The following is a 20768-nucleotide window of genomic DNA, read 5'->3' as shown; positions in this document are numbered from 1 at the left end:
ACAATTGGTGCGGATGCACAGTCCGCTGCTGGGTCGTTGGACCTATGTCTCCACCCACGGCGCCGAGCAGCGGTCGAGGGCGCTCTCAACGGTGACAAGACGCGGCTGTGTGGAAGGTCGGCGACCCTAAGAGGTGTTTATCTGGCATTCGTGGGGTCGACAAGGATTCGCCTCCGCGTGGCGGCGGCAGTCTCGGCCGAGACGAGGAGGCTGTGCGCATCGGACGTCATGATCAAGCGCGCGGCCCGCAGACACTCGTGACGCACCGCGCCGCGGTCGGGATCGTCCGCGAGCAAAAGGCGAGGTAGGCCGCCTGACCCGCGCTGCGCCCGTCGAGCAGCAGCCGATGTTCGGCCACTTGGTCGGCGCTACGCATTGTGGCGATCTGGTCGAACCATGCGAATGACGATGGAAATGAGGGAGCGAAGGTAACCACGTCCCGGACACGAATCAGAAACGAATTTTCGCAAGCGTGCTCAGATCGCCGTCGTTGGCATCACTCTGTAGGCCGAGCCCAGCAGGAGAAGGATGCTGTACATCGCGACGTTCGAAGCGGCCGAGCAGGCAGCCGCGGTGAAAATGCGTGCGCTCGGCTTCCATGATGCTCGGGTTACGAATAGAGGCCCGGACGGCGGTATCGATGTGATCGCGTCGGGAGCCGTTGCTCAGGTGAAATGGCACATCAATCCCGTTGGTCGTCCCGACGTTCAGCGCCTATATGGCGCGCGAGGCAACAGGCACGACCTTGGGATGCTCTTCTTTGCCGCGATCAAGTACACGGCAGGCGCCATCGCCTACGCAGACGAGGTTGGGATCGCTCTATTCGTAATGCGGTACGACGGTGAGTTGTTTGCTCAGAACGGGGCTGCGCGCCAACTCATTAAGGCCGCACCGCGCCAGCAACCCCTCAGCTTGACCGGCATTCGGCGATTCGAGCGGCCGCAGGTGCCGGCACCGCCCGCACACGCGCCCGAGCAACATCCTGACGCCCGAAATGCAATCCACAAATACCCAATCGCCGTCATGGTCGGCGTCGTCTTCTTCACGTTGCTCGGCATCATCGCGAGCGTGTATGAAGGTGACATCACGGCCGCGGTCATTGTGGCAGGACTGCTCGCCGTGGGGATCGCGGTGCTGGCACGGCGCTTATACGTCGATCAGTCGAATCGTGGGTACCGCCGACACTAGCCAAGGGGTTTCGCTGCCGAGGTCGCACTGGGAACAGTCGCCTCAGTACGGATGTTCAGGGCTGTCTTCTGGTCGTGCTTGTCGCGCGGTAGTGGTGCACATGTCGGCGAGCCCAAACGCGTGAAAGCAGCTTCTGCCCGTTCGGCGCTGAGATGACGAGTGGGCGGCCCAGTGTTCTACTCGCGCAGCCGAACGATCAACGCGAAGCTGCCGCCCCCGCTGACAACCGCCACGAGAAGCGACAGAACAGTGATCCATGTGCGGGCCGCCTCCTCGGCGTTCAGTGCAGTTACCGCGAGGACCAGGAACCCCACCGCCAGGAGTCCCAGGCCCAAGGAACCGGCAATCGCCAGCTCTCTCGTCCAGCCCGACAAAGCTCGCTTCGGCGCTCCGGACGTTCCCGGTGGCGGTGGCGGGAAGCCCGCGTCGACGGTCACCGGTCTGGGGTGTCGGTTCGGCGACGAAGCGCTGATCCGGTTCAGGGTCTGGATCTGCTCTCGGTAGTCCTTCCTTCGTTGTTTCGCTGAAGAGTTCGAGAGCTGCGGCTCGGTCGTGCGACTCGCGGCCTTCGACTCGAGTCGTTGTGCCACTTGGCTCAGTCGGGCCTTTGCGTGCGACGTCCACGGGTCGGGCTGCTGAGGGGCCTTCTTGGAAAGGTCTACGCGCTGGCTGCGGGACCGTCCTGTTTCGCGTGTCTTGGTATGGGCATCGAGACGTTGCGCGACCTCGGCTAACCGTGCTTGCGCGCGCAGCATCCAGGCATCAGGGTGTTTCGGCCCTGCCGTGGCGGTTGCGGTAGTGACGGCAGGGGTATGGGTCGCTACGGCCCTGGACCTTGCTTTCCCGCCCGGACGCGGGCGGTTCCGGGCTTTTGCAACAATCCTCTGAGCTGAACGATTGATAGGGTCGAGCTCTCCGGTCGGGGAATATTCGAAGAGTGCGATGTCGACTTCGTTTGCGTATTCGATTGCTGGGCCGCTGTACTTCGATGCCGCAAAGAACAGCATGGCCAGGTGATGTCGGCTGCCCCGAGCGCCATACAGCCGATGTAGTTCGGGTCGGCTGACTTGGGCGCCGCGCCACTTGACCTGTGCCACGGCCGTCGACGATAGGACGTCAATGCCTCCGTCAGGGCCGGGCGGTGTTACTCGTGCGTCGGTGTAACCGAGTGCACGCATCTGCTGCGCAGCGTTCTGCTCCGCCTGAGCGAATGTCTTTATGTACTGCACTGAGCCTCCTGAACGCACACGAATCCTACTTGCGCGCACCGACTAGCTCGTCGGGCCGGTCGCCGCATCACTGCCGATGCTGGCGGGGCACAGCGCCACGTGTCGCGCCACTGGTTCAGCCGAAGCATAAGGACTGATCACCGCTAGGCATCAGTCGACAATCATGGGCCCGTGCCGGGTCGCGACCCGGCTGACAGGGTTCGACCCGAGGTGTGTGAGCACAGACGCGGCTGACCGGCACGCAGCTGGCGGCTCGCGCGCCATGCAGGTAGTTCGCGTGTGGGTTGGATAGCCGCGGTCGCGGTCCAGGGGTGATGCCGTCATCGGACTGGGGTATTCCGATGGCAGCCGTGCGGCGGCGAATACTCGGAAAGTGCCCGAGGAGATCCCCGCACCCCGTTGATGGTCTGCATCGGACGGGTGCGGATCGAGCGAGCTAAGCGATGGCGACCGGCAGATTCAGGATCAACCCGCCACGGTCGTCGAGCGATGCTGACGGGTCGGCGTACAGATGTGTCGGTGGGGTGGGCTATACAGTTCTGTTGGTCGTCGTCGAGCAGAACAGGCAGGTTTCGGTATCCGTGATCACCGGTGAGATCAAGAACAAGGTCGACGCAGTCTGGGACGCGTTCTGGACGGGTGGCATCTCTAATCCGCTCGAGGTGATGGAGCAGATCACGTACCTGCTGTTCATCCGTCGACTTGACGACGAGCAGACCCGCGCACTGGAGCGGGCGAACCTGCTGGAGCAGCCGCTCGAGGGCAACCCGTTCCCGGAAGGGAACGATCCAGAGGGCCGGCCGTATAACGACCTGCGATGGTCGGTGTTCCGGGACCGGCATGCCGAGGAGATGTTCGACATCGTCGCCAACCGGGTGTTCCCCTTCATCAAGGAGATGCGCGGCGAGGATTCCACCTACGCGCATTTCATGAAGGATGCCCGGCTGACCATCCCGAATCCTGGCATGTTGCAGCGGGTGGTGGATCGCCTGGACAAGGTGCCGATGGAGAACCGTGACACCAAGGGCGACATCTACGAGTACCTGCTGGCGAAGATCGCCTCCGCCGGCCAGAACGGCCAGTTCCGCACGCCGCGGCACATCATCGAGCTGATGGTGCACATGACGGCCCCGGAACCGGGGGATACCGTCGTCGATCCGGCGTCCGGGACGTGTGGATTCCTGGTGGGTGTCGCCGAGTACATGCGCGCGAATCACGCGGACGCGATCAACTCGGGCGCGGGTAAGCACCACTACCACCACAAGATGTTCCACGGCTTCGACTTCGACAACACGATGCTGCGCATCGGATCGATGAACATGCTGCTGCACGGCATCGAACAGCCCGACATCCGCTACCGCGATTCCCTCGCCGAAGCGAACACCGGTGACGCCGAAGCGTATTCGCTGATCCTCGCGAACCCGCCGTTCGCCGGCTCATTGGACTACGAGAACACCGCGAAGGATCTGCAACAGATTGCGAAGACGAAGAAAACCGAGCTGCTGTTCCTGGCGCTGTTCTTGCGTCTGCTCAAGCCCGGTGGACGAGCGGCGGTGATTGTGCCGGACGGTGTACTGTTTGGGTCGTCCAAGGCGCACAAGGAGCTTCGGCGGATCCTGGTGGAGGAGCAGAAGCTCGATGCGGTAGTGAAGCTGCCGTCGGGTGTGTTCAAGCCGTACGCGGGTGTATCGACGGCCATCCTGTTCTTCACCAAAACTAACTCGGGTGGAACCGACAACGTGTGGTTCTACGACGTGCGGGCGGACGGCCTGTCTCTGGACGACAAGCGTAACCCGCTGCTGGACGAGGGCAAGCTCGGTGCCCTCGCTGAGCTGTCCGACGACGAGCACTTGAAGAACAACCTGCCAGATGTGCTGCGGCGCTGGGCTGAACGCGACGGCTCAGAGATGGCGCGGGCTCGGACGGAGCAGAGCTTCTGTGTGCCGAAGGACAACATTGCCGCGCAGGAGTATGACCTGTCTCTTAACCGATACAAGGAGATCATTCACGAGGAGGTCGAGCACAGGCCGCCGAATGAGATTCTCGATGAGCTGGATCGTCTCGAAAAGGAGATCGCTGACGGTATGGCGGAACTGCGGGAGATGATTGCGTGAAGTTCGCGTTACTGTCCGATGTCTGCGAAATAGTGATGGGGCAGGCTCCTCCCGGCGAGTCATACAACTCAGAGGGTATCGGATATCCGTTGGTTGCTGGAGCTGGTGACTTCGGTCCGGTCTATCCGAAGCCGAAGAAGTTCACCACCAATCCGACCAGACTGAGCGCACCGGGCGATATCATTCTCGGAATTCGGGCCACCATCGGTGTGAAGACACTCGCCGATCAGGTCTATTGCCTTGGCCGCGGTGTTGCTGGTCTCCGCGTTGGCGATGGCTTGGATGGTCGCTTCCTTTGGAACTGGTTAACCTTCGCCGCACCAAAGCTTGCCGCGAAAGGTAAGGGTGCAACCTTCTTGCAGGTTAACCGCGCTGACATCGGTGAGATGCGCATCCCGTTGCCTTCACTGGATGAGCAGCGGCGGATTGCGGCGATCCTCGACCATGCCGACGCCCTCCGCGCCAAGCGCCGCGAAACCCTCGCCCGCCTCGACGAGCTGACGCAGTCGATCTTCATCGACATGTTCGGTGATCCGGCGGCGAACCCACGTGGATTCAAACGAATTGTGCTCGGAGACGTCATCGAGTTTGCAAAAGATGGACCGCATGTCAGCCCGACCTATGCGGAGTCGGGAGTCCCCTTCCTTTCTTCAAGGCATGTGCGGCCAGGTGTAATCTCGTGGAACGATCTCAAATATCTCACCGCGGAGGACGCAGAAGCGCAATGGAAGAAGATAAAGCCAAGGCGCGGAGACATTCTCTATACCAAGGGCGGCACTACTGGATACGCTGCTGAAGTCCGGACTGACATGGATTTCGCTGTGTGGGTGCATATCGCATTACTCAGGCCAATCGCTGATGTCGTCAATCCAAGCTGGCTTGAGGCGATGCTTAACACTGCCTACTGTTATCGGCAGTCGCAGGAGCTGACGCATGGGATCGCGAATCGTGATCTTGGATTGAAGCGGATGGTGAAGATCGCAATGTACCTTCCGGACCTCCGCCTGCAGGAGCGATTCGCTAGTTACGTAGCGATATTGGGCTCGGTGGCTGAATGCCACCGAAATGCCCTCGCCGAACTCGACGCACTCTTCGCCTCCCTCCAATCCCGCGCCTATCGAGGCGAGCTGTGACCACCCCGGTTTCAGCTATGCCGGTATGGTCCGGCTTCCTGACCCCGGTGCTGGAAGTGCTTACCGACGGCCGGGTCTGGCGCAAGCGTGACCTGCACACAGCGGTGGAGGACCACCTCGGGCTGACAGCCGAACAGCGGGCTGAGGTGTTGCCGTCGGGTCAGCGGCGGGCGGACAACCGGATCGGGTGGGCGCTGAGTGGGCTGTACCGAGCGAAACTGGTGGATAAGCCCGACCGGGCGACGTTCGTCATTACCGACTCGGGGCGTGCGCTGCTCGAGGCCCATCCGGGTGGGATCACCGAGAAGATCCTGAAAGCGCTTCCGGAGTACCGGGACTACACTCCGCTGCGTTCGGGCTCGTCGACCGTCGCTCCAGCGACCGGCACCGAAAACACCGATGAAGGCGTCGATCCCCTCGAGCAGATCGAGCACGGCGTCGAACGCTTGCATGCCGAGGTCGCGACGGATCTGCTGGCGCGCCTGCGCGGTCAGGATCCGACGTTTCTGGAACAGTCGGTGCTCGACGTGCTGGTCGCCATGGGCTACGGAGGAACTGAGGGTCGTGCTGCTCGGATCGGTGGCTCCGGCGATGGGGGAGTGGACGGTGTCATCGATCAGGATCCGCTCGGTCTCGAGCGCATCTACGTGCAGGCCAAGCGTTACGCGGCGGAGAACACCGTCGGCCGACCGGAGATCCAGGCGTTCGTCGGTGCATTGCATGGTGTCGGTGCAGCCCGTGGCGTCTTTATCACCACGAGCGCGTTCACGTCAGGTGCCCGCGAGTACGCGGAGAGCATCGGCACCCGCGTGATCCTCATCGACGGTAGGCGCCTCGCCGAACTCATGATCCGTTACGGAGTCGCCGTCCAGACGCGACAGAACTTCACCGTCGTGGAGGTCGACGAAGACTACTTCGAGTGACTACGCGGCAGGCTTTCTCCAACACCTGCCGTCCGAAGGACCTCCCTGCGCGGCGCGATATGGGCAAACTCGTCGTGGATGCCGCCGCCGGAGCGGGAAGCTCGGTGTCGGAGCTTGCCGATGACGCGACCGCCCTTCCGTCAGGCGCAAGGAACCCGGACGGAAGGGCGGCTCGTACGACTATCGCCGTACGAGCGCGTCAGTAGGCGGCATTGGCTCCGTACTCGGCCTGTTCGCGCGTGAAGCCCTCGTAGACCAATTGATCGATGAGTCCGGACAGCGAGAACGAGGTGAGCTCAAGATACTGTTCGGCGCTGCGTTTGGCCTGCTCGTTCCAGTCCACGTTCAGGCTATCTACCGCGAATGTCGCGTCTTCGGTGGAGTAGCCCTCGTATTCGAGCTGGTCGATCAGACCGCTGCGGGAGAAGGCGGACAGCTCGAGGTACTGCTCTGCGGCCTGCACGGCGTTGCGCTGGCCAGGGCTGAGCTGCTGTCTGGCCGGGGTGAATGCGGCCGCATGCGCGGGCGCGGGTGCTCCAGCGGCCACCAGAGCGCCGTCGACCAATGCCGGAGTGCTGTTCCATGCTGCGGCCGCGTGTGCGGCAGGTGCGGAGACGACGGCGACCGTGCCCTGGCTGGTGGATGTGGGTACAGATGTCGTGGCTGCGCCGCCGGCGCCGAAAGCGGTGGCGAGGGCGGGAACCAGAACGATGGCACCGGCCACCCACGCCCACTTCGTCTGCTTCTTCGGCACGGTCGGGGCCGGCAGATCGGTGGGCTGCTGGGCGGGGAACGGCTCGGTCATGTCGTGCTCCTGTGGAGAAGTTGCGTCGTTTTCCGACGCGTCCCGCAGATGCGAGAGCCACACAGTATGACAGGGCGCACCGACAAGCACCACGGGCTATTTCGCCGGGGCGAACTTGTCGGACCCCGCCGGTAATGTTCTCGGGCTCCGGGAAAGCTCGGGTGCCTGTGCCATGATCGAGCACGGAACGACACGTCACTGCGCGCGACGCATACGAGTGTGAAAGGACAGGGGGCCCATGGTGGGGAACTTCGACTTCCTACAGGCCGAATGGCCGCAGCTGTACGCCGAGGCCAAGAACGCTGAGCGGGACGCGCTGTTCGACCCGCGCACCACCTGCTTCTACGTCCGCCGGACCGTCGAGCACACCGTCAGGTGGATCTACCGCACCCAGAATCTGCCCGAGCCGTATAAGACGGATCTCGCGGCCCGGATCCATGACGGGAAGTTCGTCAGCGTCGTCGGGCACGCACTGGTCACGAAGATGGACCTCATCCGCCGGCTCGGCAACACCGCGGTGCACGACGTCAACCCGGTATCCAAGGACTCTGGCCGGAAGGCGCTCGCAGAGCTGTTCCACATTCTGTCGTGGCTGGCGCGCACTTATGCGACGCAGCCGTCGAGCAAGCCGTCGCCGCAGCAGCAGTTCGACCCTGCCCGTTTGCCCAAGCCGGGCGGTGGCGCGGTCGTCGCGAAGACCGTCGCGCAGCTCGGCAAGCTGGAAGCGGAGCTGGCTGCCAAGGACGCACTGCTCGAGCAGTCCGAGGCGGAGAAACAAGATCTGATCGTGCAGCTGAAGGCCCGCGACGAGGCCGCCGAGACGGCGGAACTCGAGAAGGCCAGCTACGAGCAGCTGATCGGGGAGCTGCGTGCCCAGATCCAGGCTGCGCAACAATTGAGCGCCGCAACCCCCGACACGCATGACTATGGTGAGGCGCAGACACGGCGCGATCTGATCGATGACATACTCCACGAAGCCGGGTGGCCACTTGACCAGAAGCGTGACCGCGAGTTTCCCGTCGCCGAAATGCCGGACGGCAAGAACGGATTCGTCGATTACGTGCTGTGGGGCACGGATGGTCTGCCGCTGGCGGTCGTCGAGGCTAAGCGGACGTCCGTCGATCCGATCGCCGGTCAACAGCAGGCGAAACTGTACGCTGACTGCCTCGAACAGAAGTTCGGGAGGCGGCCGGTCATCTACTACAGCAACGGATTCGAACACCACTTCTGGGATGATCTGCGCTACCCGCCGCGGGAGGTCGCCGGTTTCCACACCCGCGACGAGCTCGAACTCCTCGTTGCCCGGCGGACGTCGATGAAACCTCTCAGCGAAATGCCCGTCCCGCAGGAGATCGCCGGTCGGCCGTACCAGGAGGAAGCGATCCGGGCTGTCACCGAGCGGTTCGAGATCGAGAACCAGCGAGCCGCATTGCTGGTCATGGCCACCGGGTCCGGCAAGACCCGCACCGTCGTCGCGCTCGCCGACATGCTGATGCGCGCCAACTGGGTGAAGCGCGTGCTGTTCCTCGCCGACCGTAAGGCCCTCGTGAAGCAGGCGGTCGGCGCGTTCAAGACGCACCTGCCCGATTCTTCGCCGGTGAACCTGTTGACCGACAAGAACACCGAGGGCCGAGTGTATGTCTGCACGTATCCGACGATGATGGGTCTTATCGACGAAAAGGACGGCAATACAAAGAAATTCGGTCCCGGCTACTTCGACCTCATCGTGATCGACGAGGCGCACCGTTCGGTGTACCAGAAGTACCGGCACATCTTCCGGTACTTCGACTCGTTGCTGCTCGGGCTCACCGCGACCCCCAAGGACGAGGTGGACTACAACACCTACCAGCTGTTCCACCTCGAAACCGGTGTGCCGACACACAACTATTCGCTCGACCAGGCCATCGCCGACAAATATCTCGTCCCGCCCCGCGCGGTACCCGTGCCGCTGACATTTCCGCTGGCGGGCATCCGTTACGCCGATCTCACCGATGAGGAGAAGAAGCGCTACGAGGCCATCGACTGGGGTGACGATGTCGCCGACGACGAGATCCCCGACGTTGTCGAAGCCGAGGCCGTCAACAAGTGGCTGTTCAATATCGACACCGTCGACAAGGTACTGAAAACCCTGATGACCCACGGGCATCGCGTCGCCGGCGGCGACCGGCTCGGCAAAACCATCATCTTCGCGAAGAACGAACTCCACGCCCGGTTCATCGCCGACCGATTCGACGTGAACTATCCGGAGTTCAAAGGGTCGTTCGCACGCGTCATCACCCACGCGATCACCTACAGCCAGGACCTCATCGACAAGTTCTCCCAGCCCGACCAGGAACCGCACATCGCCATCTCGGTCGATATGCTCGACACCGGCATCGACGTCCCCGAGGTCGTCAACCTCGTATTCTTCAAGCCGGTGCGATCGAAGTCGAAGTTCTGGCAGATGGTCGGCCGCGGAACGCGGCTGCGCCCCGATCTCTACGGGCCCGGCCAGGACAAGACCGATTTCTTCGTCTTCGACGTGTGCGGCAACTTCGATTACTTCGACCAGCACCCCGATGCCTCCGAAGGAGCGCTCGCGCCGTCGCTGTCACAGCGGCTGTTCACCACACGAACTGAACTCCTCGCCGCGCTCGAAAGGTCGGGGGCATCGGAGGCGTTGCGCCGGGCTACCGCTGATCTGCTGCATGAGCAGGTGGCGGGCATGCGACTGGACAACTTCATCGTGCGCACGCGGCGCCGTCAGGTGGAGACGTACGCCGACCGCGCCGTCTGGGACTCGGTCACCGAACAGCGCTCTGCCGAGATTGTCGAGAACCTCGCCGACCTGCCCACCACCGTCCGCGATACCGACGAGATGGCGAAACGGTTCGACCTCGCCATCCTGCGCGGCCAGCTCGATGTCGTCGTCTCCGACAGCATCCTGCCCCGCCACGCGGACACGATCCGCGGCGTCGCGGACGGACTGCTCGAGACCGCACTTGCCATCCCGAAGGTCAAGGCCAAAGAGGAACTGTTGCGGGAGGTTGCCGGCGATGAGTGGTGGGAGGACGTCACCGTCGAGATGCTCGAACACGCTCGGCGCGAGCTTCGGTCGATTGTCGGGCTGCTCGACAAGAAGAAGCGCGTGATCGTCTACACAGACTTCACCGACACCCTCGGCGATATCGTCGAACGCGACATGCCCGAGATGCGGTCCGGTACCGATGTCGAGCGGTACACCGCGAAAGTGCGCGACTATCTACGCCGCCAGCCCGACAACCTGGCGCTACAGAAGCTGCGCTCAGGCAAACCGCTGACGGCGGCCGACCTGGAATCTCTCGAGGAGTTGCTGGCCCGCAGCGGCGCCGGCGAGCCCGACGATATGGCGCGCGCCATCGACAACGCACACGGACTGGGCCGTTTCATCCGCTCCCTCGTCGGCCTCGATCAGCACGCCGTGCAGGAAGCGTTCGCGGAGTTCCTCGGCGAACGCACCGCGACAGCCAGCCAAATCGACTTCGTCAACCTGATCATCGGTCATCTCACGCGGCACGGCGAGATGGACCCGAAGCTGTTGTTCGAGCCGCCGTTCACCGATGCGGCGCCGCACGGGCCGACACAGCTGTTCGCACCCGATCAGACGAAGCGGCTAGTGGGCGTCATCAGGTCGATCAACGATTCGGTGGTGGCGACCGCCTGACCAGGGACAACGGGGTGTCCGGTTTGACCAAGGACGCAGTGTCTGTGAGCTGGCGTCTCTCGCAGCCAGATTGGGCTGTCGGTTGTTTGGCGGATACCGGGGTGCAGGCGTTGGCTGTACGGTCGCGATCAACGATCTGGCAGTGGACGGGTGAAGCCCATCGGAGTTGATCCAACAAGTGCAGCGTCCGTGCGTCTACTCCGAACGACGTCGCCGCAGGGGATCGCGTCAGCGTGGATCGGAGGAAGGGTGGCGTTGAGGTTGTTGCGAAATCTGGCAGTCGAATCAGAGATGGCAGTATGACCATGGGAATCCTCCATTCGCATGGACTAGTACGGCGCTCATGGGTTCTTGCTGCGGCTGGGGCGATTCTTCTGATCCCGTCGTGTTCGTCCGGCGACGACCGAACCGCATCGGGTTCGCAGGAGGGAACGAGCGAGTCCTCGCGTGCCGGCGATTCGTGCTCGATCGCTCCACCTGAAGAAATCTCGCAAGCTGCGGGAGTCAACATCACAACGGCACAGGTCGGGACCCCTGATGGTCCGATCGGCTGCTCGTACGATGGCGATACCTGGGTACAAGTGACGGTGTACAACCGCCGTGCGGCATTCGATCAGCGCCAAGCATCACAGTGCGAATCCAGCGCTCGCCTAGTCGCTGACCTTGGCATGCAGGCGGTCGATTGCAGTCCAGATCTTTTCGTTCTGGTGGATGCCGAGCGTGGGTTTCTTGTTGCTGTCGGCTCTGACGTCGATGCGGATGGGCGTGAGGCCATTGGGCGTTTGGTCGCGCCGCGGATAGCCGCGATGCCGTAGCTTCTCGCATGGTCGGCGCCGGCACATTTGGTTGCAGATGGACACGAAACTACCGCGGGGCCGGGCTCTTCTGCGAGTGACGTTTTTGCGTCGTGGAGTTGCGCAGTGGAGTTGGGCGCGAGGCCAAGGAGCCTGAGTGCGGAGGCCAGGCGGAGCATTCTCTCGGCCGGATGCGCGCAACTCGAGTCGTTGGTGTGCGGGCTTGCTCCCACCTAGCGGCGCGACGGTGGCGCGACCTGTGTTCGACGTCGGCGACAGATCGGTGGCGGGGCGTTGCTGATTCTCTGAATCGCCGTCCGGTGCAGGATTCGTGGTTATGCTGCGGACAAGGCGATGAAGGTCTGCTGGGATGAGGTGGGTGCGGTGTCAGTCGGCGGCTGGTATGCGAACCGGGCGTTTCGTCACGATCGCGACCCGGGCTTCGATCCCGCCAACGACGAGGTCCGCGACCCATTCGAGTTCGGCGCCGTTCAGGACCTCCGCTTACCGGAAAGTGAACACCGCCGAGGTGGGAAAGCCTCGACTCGGAAGAAATCCGGTTCCGGAAGAACATCCACCTCGCGCGCGGGCAAACGTTCCAAGATGGGTCGACGTAGCAAGCCGGAGAAACCCCTGACGGCAAGGCAGCAAAACCGGTGGATAGCATTCTCCCGAGCCTGGTATGCGAAAAACCCTGACGGACCTGCGGTCGCCTGTAGAGATGCTGCACACGCAGCCGGGCTTTCGTACGTCACGAAAAGCATGGCCGCCGAGCAACGACGTCGGATCGCCCAAGCGAAACTAAAGCGACGAGCAGATCGAGCAGGCCAACCGAGACGTTCAGCCGAAGCTGTTGTCGCCGAAGTCGTTCGCCGGAATCCGGCAGCCAGTCTTTCCACCTATCAGCGGGCGCTACTCGATGCCGGTCACCCGCCTCATGATCGGGCGGCGATCGAGGCGATCTTCCTGCGCCTCGCTGTCAGGATGGGCAGCAAGGCGAAGCCGCCGAAGCAGCCGGTTAAGAGGATTTCGACGCGACGCGACAGGCCGTCTGTGCGGGAACAGGTTGCGCCAAGATCGACCGTGGTGATCAGTGAACAGGACCGATGCCGGGCGTGCGAGGTTGTCCCGGACGCGGTCACAGGAACGTGTCGGTGCGGGTAGATATCGCAATGCCCTGCGAGGGCTTGTGTCCTGATTGCATAGATGCCGAAAGGCTCGCTTCCGGCTCCTTGAACCGTGCCGGAGCCCGCTGAAGGCTAGCCTGTAGCGGGATGGGTGCCGACTACTCGGAGCCTGGTGCTGGTCAGGAAGGATCCGTCTGTGTGGAGGCAGTGTTGGCGAGGTGGTTCCACTTCGTTGGGCCGTTCCGCAGAGCGTCCGGTACGCGGGTCGCGACGCCACGTAATGTTTGGCTCTGTTGAGTACCCATCCGATGACGTTGCGCTGCTTGTAGATGTCCCGGTCGGGGCCCGACGGCCGTCCCACTGCGAAAGCCAAGTTTCTTGGGGTGGGCGACCTGGTCGGCACATTCGGGTATGGCGGTGCGGATACCTAGACAGCGGAATTTCTTCCGGTTCGCGGCCGACGAGTATGCCTTGCCCGCGATCATCGCGTCCGGGTTGCGGTTCTATCTACACCCGGAGTGTGCCCCACCCTCTCGGAATGGCCCTGCGGGCTCTGGAAAGGGCTAGGTGAATAGTCGCTCGTAGGATTGCTGCGTAGTTGCGATTTTTCGGCGAGATGCTTGGTCGTCGGAAAACCGTTCGATGTGGTCACGAATATCGACTCCGGTGAGGTTCGCGAGCAAAACCTGCTCGAGGCAGTACCGGCTGAGGTGGAAAGCGAAACTGGCGATTGTTTCGCAGACGCCGGTTGTGATCGGGCCGCCGTGGATAGCGGAATTTCGTACGCGGCGGAGGCGATCCAGGTGGCGGTTGAACCGCCGGTCGATTGCTTCCAGTTTCGCGTTTAGCGCGGTGCCGGACTCGAATGCACCCGCTACCTCGGCTAGGCTGCGGTGCAGCCAATGGTTGGCGAAGATATCGCGGAGCTCCGCCGCGTGACCGATTGCCGCAAGAGGAATCAGCTGGTCTGCCTCGCCGTTCCATTCGTGCAGTTCGTTCGTCAATCGCCGTAACTCCTCGGGCGGCTCTGCGAACGGTTCATCGGAAGGAGTGTTCGCCGCAGCCGCGTCCACAACGGTGTTGACGAATTCGACCAATTGAGCGTGGGAGATGGCGTTGCGGAATCGTTTGCTCAGAAATGTCATCCAGTCGTGACCACCCGCCCACGCGGTCACGTGTTCGAGCGCTCGGACTGCCCCCATAACCAACTCGACTGGCCCGGTATCCCATGCGCTGTTCAGTGCCGAACGCAAACTCAGCGCGACCTCCACCTGGTCGATGGTCGCGATGTCCGTGATTGTGGTCATGGCGCCGACATCCTCGAGACGGTGGCCGATGTCGTCGATGTGGCGACGAGCCTGTCGGTCAGTTGCACTTGTTTGTGGCCAGATCCCGCCGCGTCGTAGTTTCCCGTCCATGTAGACGGTTTCGCTGTGGTGCATATGCCAGGTGCCGGGAAGCGGGTCGGTGACTTGGACCAGTGTGGCGGCGATGGCTCTGGCTTGTGGCACCGCCAGATGCAGCGGGATAGCGTCCAATGATACGCGGACGTAGATGATTCCGGGATCCTCGTCCCACCGGATTTCCTCGCCCGTGCGAGGGTTTCGTATGGGTGTAGCGAGTTCGGGTGGCCTGAATTTCAAGGCAGGACTGGAATCGACATGTCCGACGAGCGGACCCAGGAGTTGCGCGGCATAGAGGTTGATGTTGCCGTGCGCGATCTCCATCTGCTTTATGTGGGCATTGTCGAAACGCAGCCACACCACGCAGTCACCGGTCGGAGTCGGGGCGGTGAGTACGGCTTCACACAGGGCCAGTTTTTGGAATGAGCGGAGTGGTCCGGATTCATCAACCGCGAGGTCGCGCATTTGGTCCGGCGTGAGGAGATTGAGGAGATGTTCGGGCACCGATCCGCTGCCGTTCAGAATCTCGGCGCACCGACGGACGATTTCATCCGTGTCCTGGCAGCGCAGCTCGATGATCGCCGACCAACATTGCCTGCGGGACTCCAGGCAGTCGGTGTGCCTGGCGGTGCTCTGAGTCTCCCGGACCATATCCTTCCAGGCTGCGATCAGCGCTGGGTCGGAGACCGTCGCCGCGAGAAGTGTGTTGGCCGCTGCCGCTGCCGCGACGCGCGCATTTTCATCGAGTTCGTGCCGGCCGTTTATCTCCGTGAACAGACTGTTCAGGTGAGATTCGAGGGTACGGTGCTCATTCTGCAACAACCTTTCCAGTCGGGGGCCAGTGAGGCGGAAGCTCTCCTGATAGTCTCGAATCGCCGATTGCCAATCGCGGTGCTGGATCGGTCGGAAGTCGCGTGGGTCCTGCAGCCATGCCAGCAGTTCCATGGCGGCGTGCGGGATCGGCACCACATCGGTGTAGACGACAACCTGCCTGTTCAGAATCGCGACAAGCTCGCTGAGCCATCGCTCGTCCTCTGGGATGGTCATTCGTACCTCGCTCGACACAGGAGATAGGAACAGGCAGTTCGAAGCATATGTCCAGGGTGTGCCGATCCCACAAAGGCTCGGCCGATTGCGGGCGAAATTTCCCTTACGGCTGTCGCGGTCAGTCTCTCCGGTGCCGGGAACGTAGGTTCAATCGCGATTTCTCCGCAGTGATAAAGAGACTCGCAGCCGTCTGCGCCATCGAGGGAGTCGTTCGGGCGCGCTTGGCCTGGCGACCGCTGGGTGTCGTGCTCGCCGTGGCGCTGATGCAGGCGGGGTGGAGCGTGGCCGGGGTGCTCTCGGCACTCGACCTGACTGCGGACGTTTGGGGACCTCGGCCTCTACTCGACGGTCGCCGTCTTGAACCTGCTCTACTCACTCGTGCGGTGGTCTCGGGGCGGAAGATCGTGGTGAGATGGTGTCCCATGACATTCGTCGTCGCGCTGGCGACGTATGGCTGTCCGCGGGCCGGGCCGAGTTGTTGGCGGCTCCGTCCTGCTGCTGATTGTCTTCCTCGTGGCGGCGTTCGGCTACCACGGGGATCTTGGCATCGACAACAGCCCGAGATCCGCCATCAGGAACAGGTGGCTCTGGCGCGCCGGATGCACGATATGGTGGCCCACCACTATCGGCCATCGCCATGCAGGCGCAGGCCGATGGCGTATCGCCACCTTCAGCCTGAGAATGTCGGCGAGGCCTTGGAGCCCGGCGTGGTAGGAGGTGAGCTGTGTCGCATCGCGTTGTCTGGTCCGAGGCTCACTGACATTTTCCTGGATTCGGAGCCAACGATCCGCTGCGCGTGCGAACTGCGTCTGAGCTGAGTGTCGGACGAACGGTCAGTCGGGTCGGTTGGTTCGATTGGTGGCGCTGCTCCGCTCAAGGTCCCGTATGTGGCTGGGTGGCACGCGGTAGCGGAGGCGGAATGCCTTGTTGAATGCGGCTATGGAGGGGAAGCCGCTCGTGGTGGCGATTTCGTGGATCGTTTGGCGGTTGCGGTTGTCGGTCAGGAGTTGGTGGGCGTGGTCGAGGCGGGTGTCGCGGATGAGTCTTGCGGGTGTTGTGCCTGCAGCGTGCAATGCTCGCTCGAGGGTGCGCTTGGAACAGCCGAGGTGCTGGGCGACGGCGTCGGGGGTGAGCCAGTAGTGGCCGGCGTTGTTGGTGATGTAGTTGCGTGCTTCGCGAGCGAGGCGGTCTAGACGGGTGGCGGCCGGGGCGTGTTCTTCGTGAAGGGATTCGGCGAGGAGGTCGGTCAGGCGGTTGGTGATGGCGAGGAATTCGGTGCTGGTGACCGATTCTCGATGGGTCACCAGTGTTGAGGTCAGGGGGGAGTGTCTAATTAACGGCGGATCTCAATGATCAAGGGAGAGAAGCCAAGTGAGTGACACCGCAGCCGAGGAAGAGGCCGTGACCGGGCAGGTCGGCGCGTCTGGTGCGGCGGGGGTTTCGGATGAGCAGTTGATCGCGATGCTGGTCGATCGGGCTCGCACCGACGGCCTGCAATTGACCGGTGAGGGCGGGCTGCTGCAGCAGCTGACCAAGCGGGTGCTCGAGTCCGCGCTCGAGGGCGAGGTCACCGACCATCTCGGCTACGACAAGCACGATCCCGCCGGCCGTAGCAGCGGTAACAGCCGTAACGGGACGAGGTCGAAGACGGTGACCACCGACATCGGGCCTGTGCGGGTGAAGGTGCCGCGTGATACTGCCGGCACGTTCGAGCCGCAGATCGTGCGCAAACGGCAGCGCCGGTTGTCGGGGGTGGACGAGATGGTGTTGTCGTTGTCGGCCAAGGGCCTGACCCACGGTGAGATCAGCGCGCACCTGGCCGAGGTCTACGGTGCCGAGGTGTCGCGGCAGACGATCTCGGTCATCACCGACAAGGTGATCGAGGGGATGGCCGAATGGCAGAACCGGCCGCTGGACCCGGTGTATCCCGTCGTGTTCGTGGACGCTATCAATGTGAAGATCCGCGACGGCCAGGTCGCGAACCGGCCCATCTATGTGGCGATGGCGGTCACCGTCGAGGGACATCGCGACATCCTCGGAATCTGGGCCGGCGACGGCGGTGAAGGCGCCAAGTACTGGCTGCACGTGTTCACCGAGCTGAAGAACCGCGGCGTGGCCGACGTGCTGATGCTCGTCTGTGACGGCCTCAAAGGGCTACCAGAGGCAGTGGAGGCGGTCTGGCCGAAGACCGTCGTGCAAACCTGCATCATTCACCTGCTGCGCAATAGTTTCCGCTACGCCAGCCGTCAGGACTGGGACAAGATCGCCAAAGCGTTGAAACCGGTCTACACCGCAGCGACCGAGGACGCGGCCAGCGAGCGGTTCCTCGAGTTCTCCGAGGCTTGGGGCGGCAAGTATCCCGCGATCGTGAAGCTCTGGTCCGATGCGTGGGCCGAATTCGTGCCGTTCCTGGCCTTCGACGTCGAGATCCGCAAGGTCATCTGCTCGACGAACGCGATCGAGTCGGTCAACGCCCGCATCCGCAAAGCCGTCCGCGCCCGAGGACATTTCCCGAACGAGACCGCCGCGCTGAAGTGCGTCTACATGGCATTGATGAGTCTCGATCCGACCGGCAAGGGCCGAAAACGATGGACCATGCGCTGGAAGGCCCCGCTGAACGCCTTCCAGATCGCCTTCGAAGGCCGCATGACCCCCACCAGCTGAAGTCATCGACAACCAAGATCAGCCGTTAACTGGACACACCCGCTTGCGTCAAACCGGTATCCCAATCGGTTTCGAGCAGCTACCCGCGGAGGTGCGCGAGGCGTTCGTGGCTGTACCGTTTCAGCAGTCCGTAGACGAGTTGGAGAGGCTTGCCGGTTCAGCTGAATCACTGCGCTGGTTCCACGAGGGTCTCCTGCTGGGCGTCCAGGCGATACGGGGTCTTCCTTTGACCCGCGTGGAGGAGGCGTACTGCCTGGTCTCAGCCGCTGCTGTCGCGGGGATGTTAGGCAAGATTCGAACAACATTGGTGGAGATGGTGGCAGATATGACGAGAGGTATTCCGTTTGACGGCTTGCCCTCACGTGCCCAAGTCGACTCTGCCGTGCAGGTTAACGTGCACGGTTCGAACGACCAGTATCACGTGAATGTGGGGTCAAACTCGGGCGTAATTGGGCAAGGTGCAGGGTCGTCACAATCGCAGCACGTCGAGGGCGTTAGCCAGGATCTGGCGACCCTGTTTGAGCAGCTGCGCGCCGCAATCAGAGAAATCGACGAGGAAGACGATCGTGCAGATGCCGAACGAGCAGTGGACGATCTCGACCAGGCGATCGGCGAGGAAAACCCTGACCCGCAAGTAGTGCGCAGTCGCTGGCGCGCGCTGCGCCGAGCGGCCGACCTCTTCGGTGGGGCGTTCGCAACCACCGTGGGTTCGGAGTCTGCGCAGGCGACTATCGACATGATCATCGCGGCGATGTAGGCAATCCCCGTCTGTTGGTAGCCATGGGCGGCCCGTGGCATGCTGGTTTGCTGTGGTGGCCGATGCAGAGTTGCTTGGAGATCTCCGTGAACGAGTCCTCGACGAAGCCGAGCCTCTGGCAGGTCTTTTGCGTACCTGCCTAGCGCTCGGAGCTGTAACGGGATCTAAGCAGTTGAGATTGTGGGCCGCGCAGGAGCTCAAGGGGTACCAGAAAACCGCAGAGGTACCTGCCTATCGGAAGCTGCTATTGCCGCTGGCCGCCGACACCATATCGCCCTTTGGTGAAGTGATTCTGGGCCAATCCCTTCCGCGGCCAATGATTCCTGCCGAGGGCGAGCGGTTAATTCCGGAGCGGCTCCCTATCCTCCTGCCAATCGAGCACCTCGCTGGCATGGCAGGTGCCGGCGACGAACATAAGGTCGAGCATCCGAACTGTGCATATGTGGCATCGATGTGGAATCAGCAAAGGAGCGAAGACAACCCACGCATAAGCCAGCTCTACTACAAGCTCCCGTCCACAGCACTACTTGGTGTCCTGAGCATCGTTCGGACAACACTTGTCGAGATGGTGATGGACATGGCGAAGGACGTTCCCCTACACCAGTTGCCATCCCGGAAACAGGCTGATGCGGCGGTACACGTGCACGTTAACGGCTCGCAGTACAACGTGAACGTCGACACCAATGCGGGTATCATCGGCCAAGGAACACATGCCTCCCAAACCCAGACGGGAGTGCCTGACCACACCGCGACTCCACCCGCAACGCATGTTTAGCCGGTGGTGTCGGGACGGGCAACAAGCCTGACCACGCATGGTCTGTGCATGCTGGCGTTCTCGTTTCTCGACAGTGCCGTACCGGACTGCGGCAACTCCCTATCGCGGCCCTCGTTGACAGTGATAGGGCTTCGGCACGGATAGGTGATATCGATCTTGCTTGCGGCGGTGAGCCTGGCACGATGTCATCGTGCCCAAGCCCTACCCGTAGGGGTTCCGTGACGATGCCGGGTCGCCCGCAGCCGCGACGAAGGAGGGTGACCTTGCACCAGGTCGCCACCAATTTCGGGATCCATCCAATGACGTAGACCAAGTGGATCGCGACCCGTGACTAGTCGCCGACTTCAGTCGCGCGACATGATCGCGCTCTCCGGCTGGTCTCCTTTGGGCGGCGTACGCCAGTTCGAGCTAGGGGTGGGTCAACAGCGTGATGCATTCGGAGAATGCTCGGGTGAGCGCGTCGAGCGCCGCTTTCCCTTTGGTCTCGGTGGCTGCTGAGGGACGTCCGATGATGCCGTTGCTGGTGTACGCGCCCATGCCGAGTAGATGCAGGTGCTGCCGGTCGGGTGAGTGGTGGTCGGCGTTACGGAAGGAGGACCGGACCAGATCAGGCGCGGCGTGGAGCAGGATCGAGGTTTCGAGTTCGCCGCCGTGCATGTCGTCGTGGGAGTCGGTTTCCATCCCCGCCGCCTGCCGGGCTTGATTCCAATCGTCACGGCCTGGGTAGATGAGGACGTGGCGGCCGGTGATGTTCGCTTCCTGAGCGATGTTGTTGAGAACGTAGTTTCCGCCGTGGGCATTGATCAGGACGAGCGCAGTGATTCCGGTACGAGCGAGCGATGCGCGTATGTCGGTGATCACCGCGGTGAGCGTCGTGTGGCTGAGGCTGAGGGTGCCGGGGAACTGTTCGTGCTCGTGCGAGCAGGAAATGGTCACTGGCGGCAAGAGGAAAAGGGGATAGGCGTCGGCGAGGGCGCGGGCAATCAGGCAGGCGATGATCGTGTCCGTCGCGAGCGGGAGGTGGTCACCGTGCTGTTCGAAGCTGCCGACCGGCAACACCGCAATCCTCGGCTTGGCGCGAGCGATGTCGGTCGAGGTCGCGGTGGTCATCAGCTCCACTGGGAGGG

14 protein-coding genes are annotated in these 20768 nt (G+C 62.6%); 8 read left to right on the top strand and 6 right to left on the bottom strand.

What is annotated here, in order from left to right:
• Positions 1–528 precede the first annotated feature (528 nt).
• Positions 529–1188, top strand: coding sequence for a restriction endonuclease (locus NOCYR_RS27935; RefSeq protein WP_052315505.1), 660 nt, complete (start codon positions 529–531; stop codon positions 1186–1188).
• A 176-nt stretch (positions 1189–1364) separates the two neighbouring features.
• Here the strand turns inward: NOCYR_RS27935 and NOCYR_RS28435 are convergent, their stop codons facing one another.
• Positions 1365–2417, bottom strand: a complete 1053-nt coding sequence (locus tag NOCYR_RS28435; protein WP_081505419.1) for a restriction endonuclease — start codon at positions 2415–2417, stop codon at positions 1365–1367.
• A gap of 581 nt (positions 2418–2998) precedes the next feature.
• Here NOCYR_RS28435 and NOCYR_RS14865 point away from each other — a divergent pair.
• The 3 genes from NOCYR_RS14865 to NOCYR_RS14850 are packed head-to-tail and all read left to right on the top strand — an operon-like array spanning position 2999 to position 6587.
• Positions 2999–4531: a type I restriction-modification system subunit M gene (locus NOCYR_RS14865; RefSeq protein ID WP_014351205.1), complete on the top strand. Its 1533-nt coding sequence runs from the start codon at positions 2999–3001 to the stop codon at positions 4529–4531.
• Positions 4528–5664: a restriction endonuclease subunit S gene (locus NOCYR_RS28430; RefSeq protein ID WP_014351204.1), complete on the top strand. Its 1137-nt coding sequence runs from the start codon at positions 4528–4530 to the stop codon at positions 5662–5664. Before NOCYR_RS14865 ends, NOCYR_RS28430 begins: the two co-directional genes overlap by 4 nt.
• A gap of 17 nt (positions 5665–5681) precedes the next feature.
• A complete protein-coding gene (locus NOCYR_RS14850; protein ID WP_014351203.1) occupies positions 5682–6587 on the top strand; it encodes a restriction endonuclease in 906 nt (301 codons plus the stop codon).
• A gap of 199 nt (positions 6588–6786) precedes the next feature.
• On the opposite strand, the gene NOCYR_RS14845 is transcribed toward NOCYR_RS14850, so the two are convergent.
• Complete coding sequence (locus NOCYR_RS14845; protein WP_014351202.1) at positions 6787–7392, bottom strand: Ltp family lipoprotein; 606 nt, start codon at positions 7390–7392, stop codon at positions 6787–6789.
• A gap of 238 nt (positions 7393–7630) precedes the next feature.
• Here NOCYR_RS14845 and NOCYR_RS14840 point away from each other — a divergent pair, with 238 nt between their 5' ends.
• Positions 7631–11074: a DEAD/DEAH box helicase family protein gene (locus NOCYR_RS14840; RefSeq protein WP_014351201.1), complete on the top strand. Its 3444-nt coding sequence runs from the start codon at positions 7631–7633 to the stop codon at positions 11072–11074.
• A gap of 650 nt (positions 11075–11724) precedes the next feature.
• On the opposite strand, the gene NOCYR_RS14835 is transcribed toward NOCYR_RS14840, so the two are convergent.
• From NOCYR_RS14835 to NOCYR_RS14825, 3 genes are all read right to left on the bottom strand, one after another.
• Positions 11725–11934 carry a hypothetical protein gene (locus NOCYR_RS14835; RefSeq protein WP_138453146.1) on the bottom strand — a complete coding sequence of 70 codons (210 nt, stop codon included), beginning with the start codon at positions 11932–11934 and terminating at the stop codon, positions 11725–11727.
• Positions 11935–13558: 1624 nt separating this feature from the next.
• On the bottom strand, positions 13559–15445 hold the full coding sequence (locus tag NOCYR_RS14830; protein ID WP_148280651.1) for a hypothetical protein: 1887 nt from the start codon (positions 15443–15445) through the stop codon (positions 13559–13561).
• Between the two features lie 833 nt (positions 15446–16278).
• Positions 16279–16749, bottom strand: coding sequence for a helix-turn-helix transcriptional regulator (locus NOCYR_RS14825; RefSeq protein ID WP_014351198.1), 471 nt, complete (start codon positions 16747–16749; stop codon positions 16279–16281).
• 157 nt (positions 16750–16906) lie between these two features.
• On the opposite strand from NOCYR_RS14825, the gene NOCYR_RS14820 reads away from it, so the two are divergent.
• Genes NOCYR_RS14820 through NOCYR_RS29305 form a run of 3 tightly spaced genes read left to right on the top strand, consistent with a single transcriptional unit; the run spans position 16907 to position 19641 of the window.
• Positions 16907–18109: an IS256 family transposase gene (locus NOCYR_RS14820; RefSeq protein WP_197538421.1), complete on the top strand. Its 1203-nt coding sequence runs from the start codon at positions 16907–16909 to the stop codon at positions 18107–18109.
• Between the two features lie 43 nt (positions 18110–18152).
• A complete protein-coding gene (locus NOCYR_RS14815; RefSeq protein WP_048833397.1) occupies positions 18153–18866 on the top strand; it encodes a hypothetical protein in 714 nt (237 codons plus the stop codon).
• Between the two features lie 52 nt (positions 18867–18918).
• Positions 18919–19641 carry a hypothetical protein gene (locus NOCYR_RS29305; RefSeq protein WP_148280649.1) on the top strand — a complete coding sequence of 241 codons (723 nt, stop codon included), beginning with the start codon at positions 18919–18921 and terminating at the stop codon, positions 19639–19641.
• Positions 19642–20049: 408 nt separating this feature from the next.
• Here the strand turns inward: NOCYR_RS29305 and NOCYR_RS14810 are convergent, their stop codons facing one another.
• Entirely contained in the window at positions 20050–20760 is a 711-nt protein-coding gene (locus NOCYR_RS14810) for a creatininase family protein (RefSeq protein WP_014351196.1), read from the bottom strand.
• Between the last annotated feature and the right edge of the window lie 8 nt (positions 20761–20768).

Source organism: Nocardia cyriacigeorgica GUH-2 (assembly GCF_000284035.1).
Lineage (GTDB): Bacteria > Actinomycetota > Actinomycetes > Mycobacteriales > Mycobacteriaceae > Nocardia > Nocardia cyriacigeorgica_B.
The sequence above is the reverse complement of the archived record's forward strand: the minus strand, read 5'-3'. Positions and strand labels throughout refer to the sequence as shown.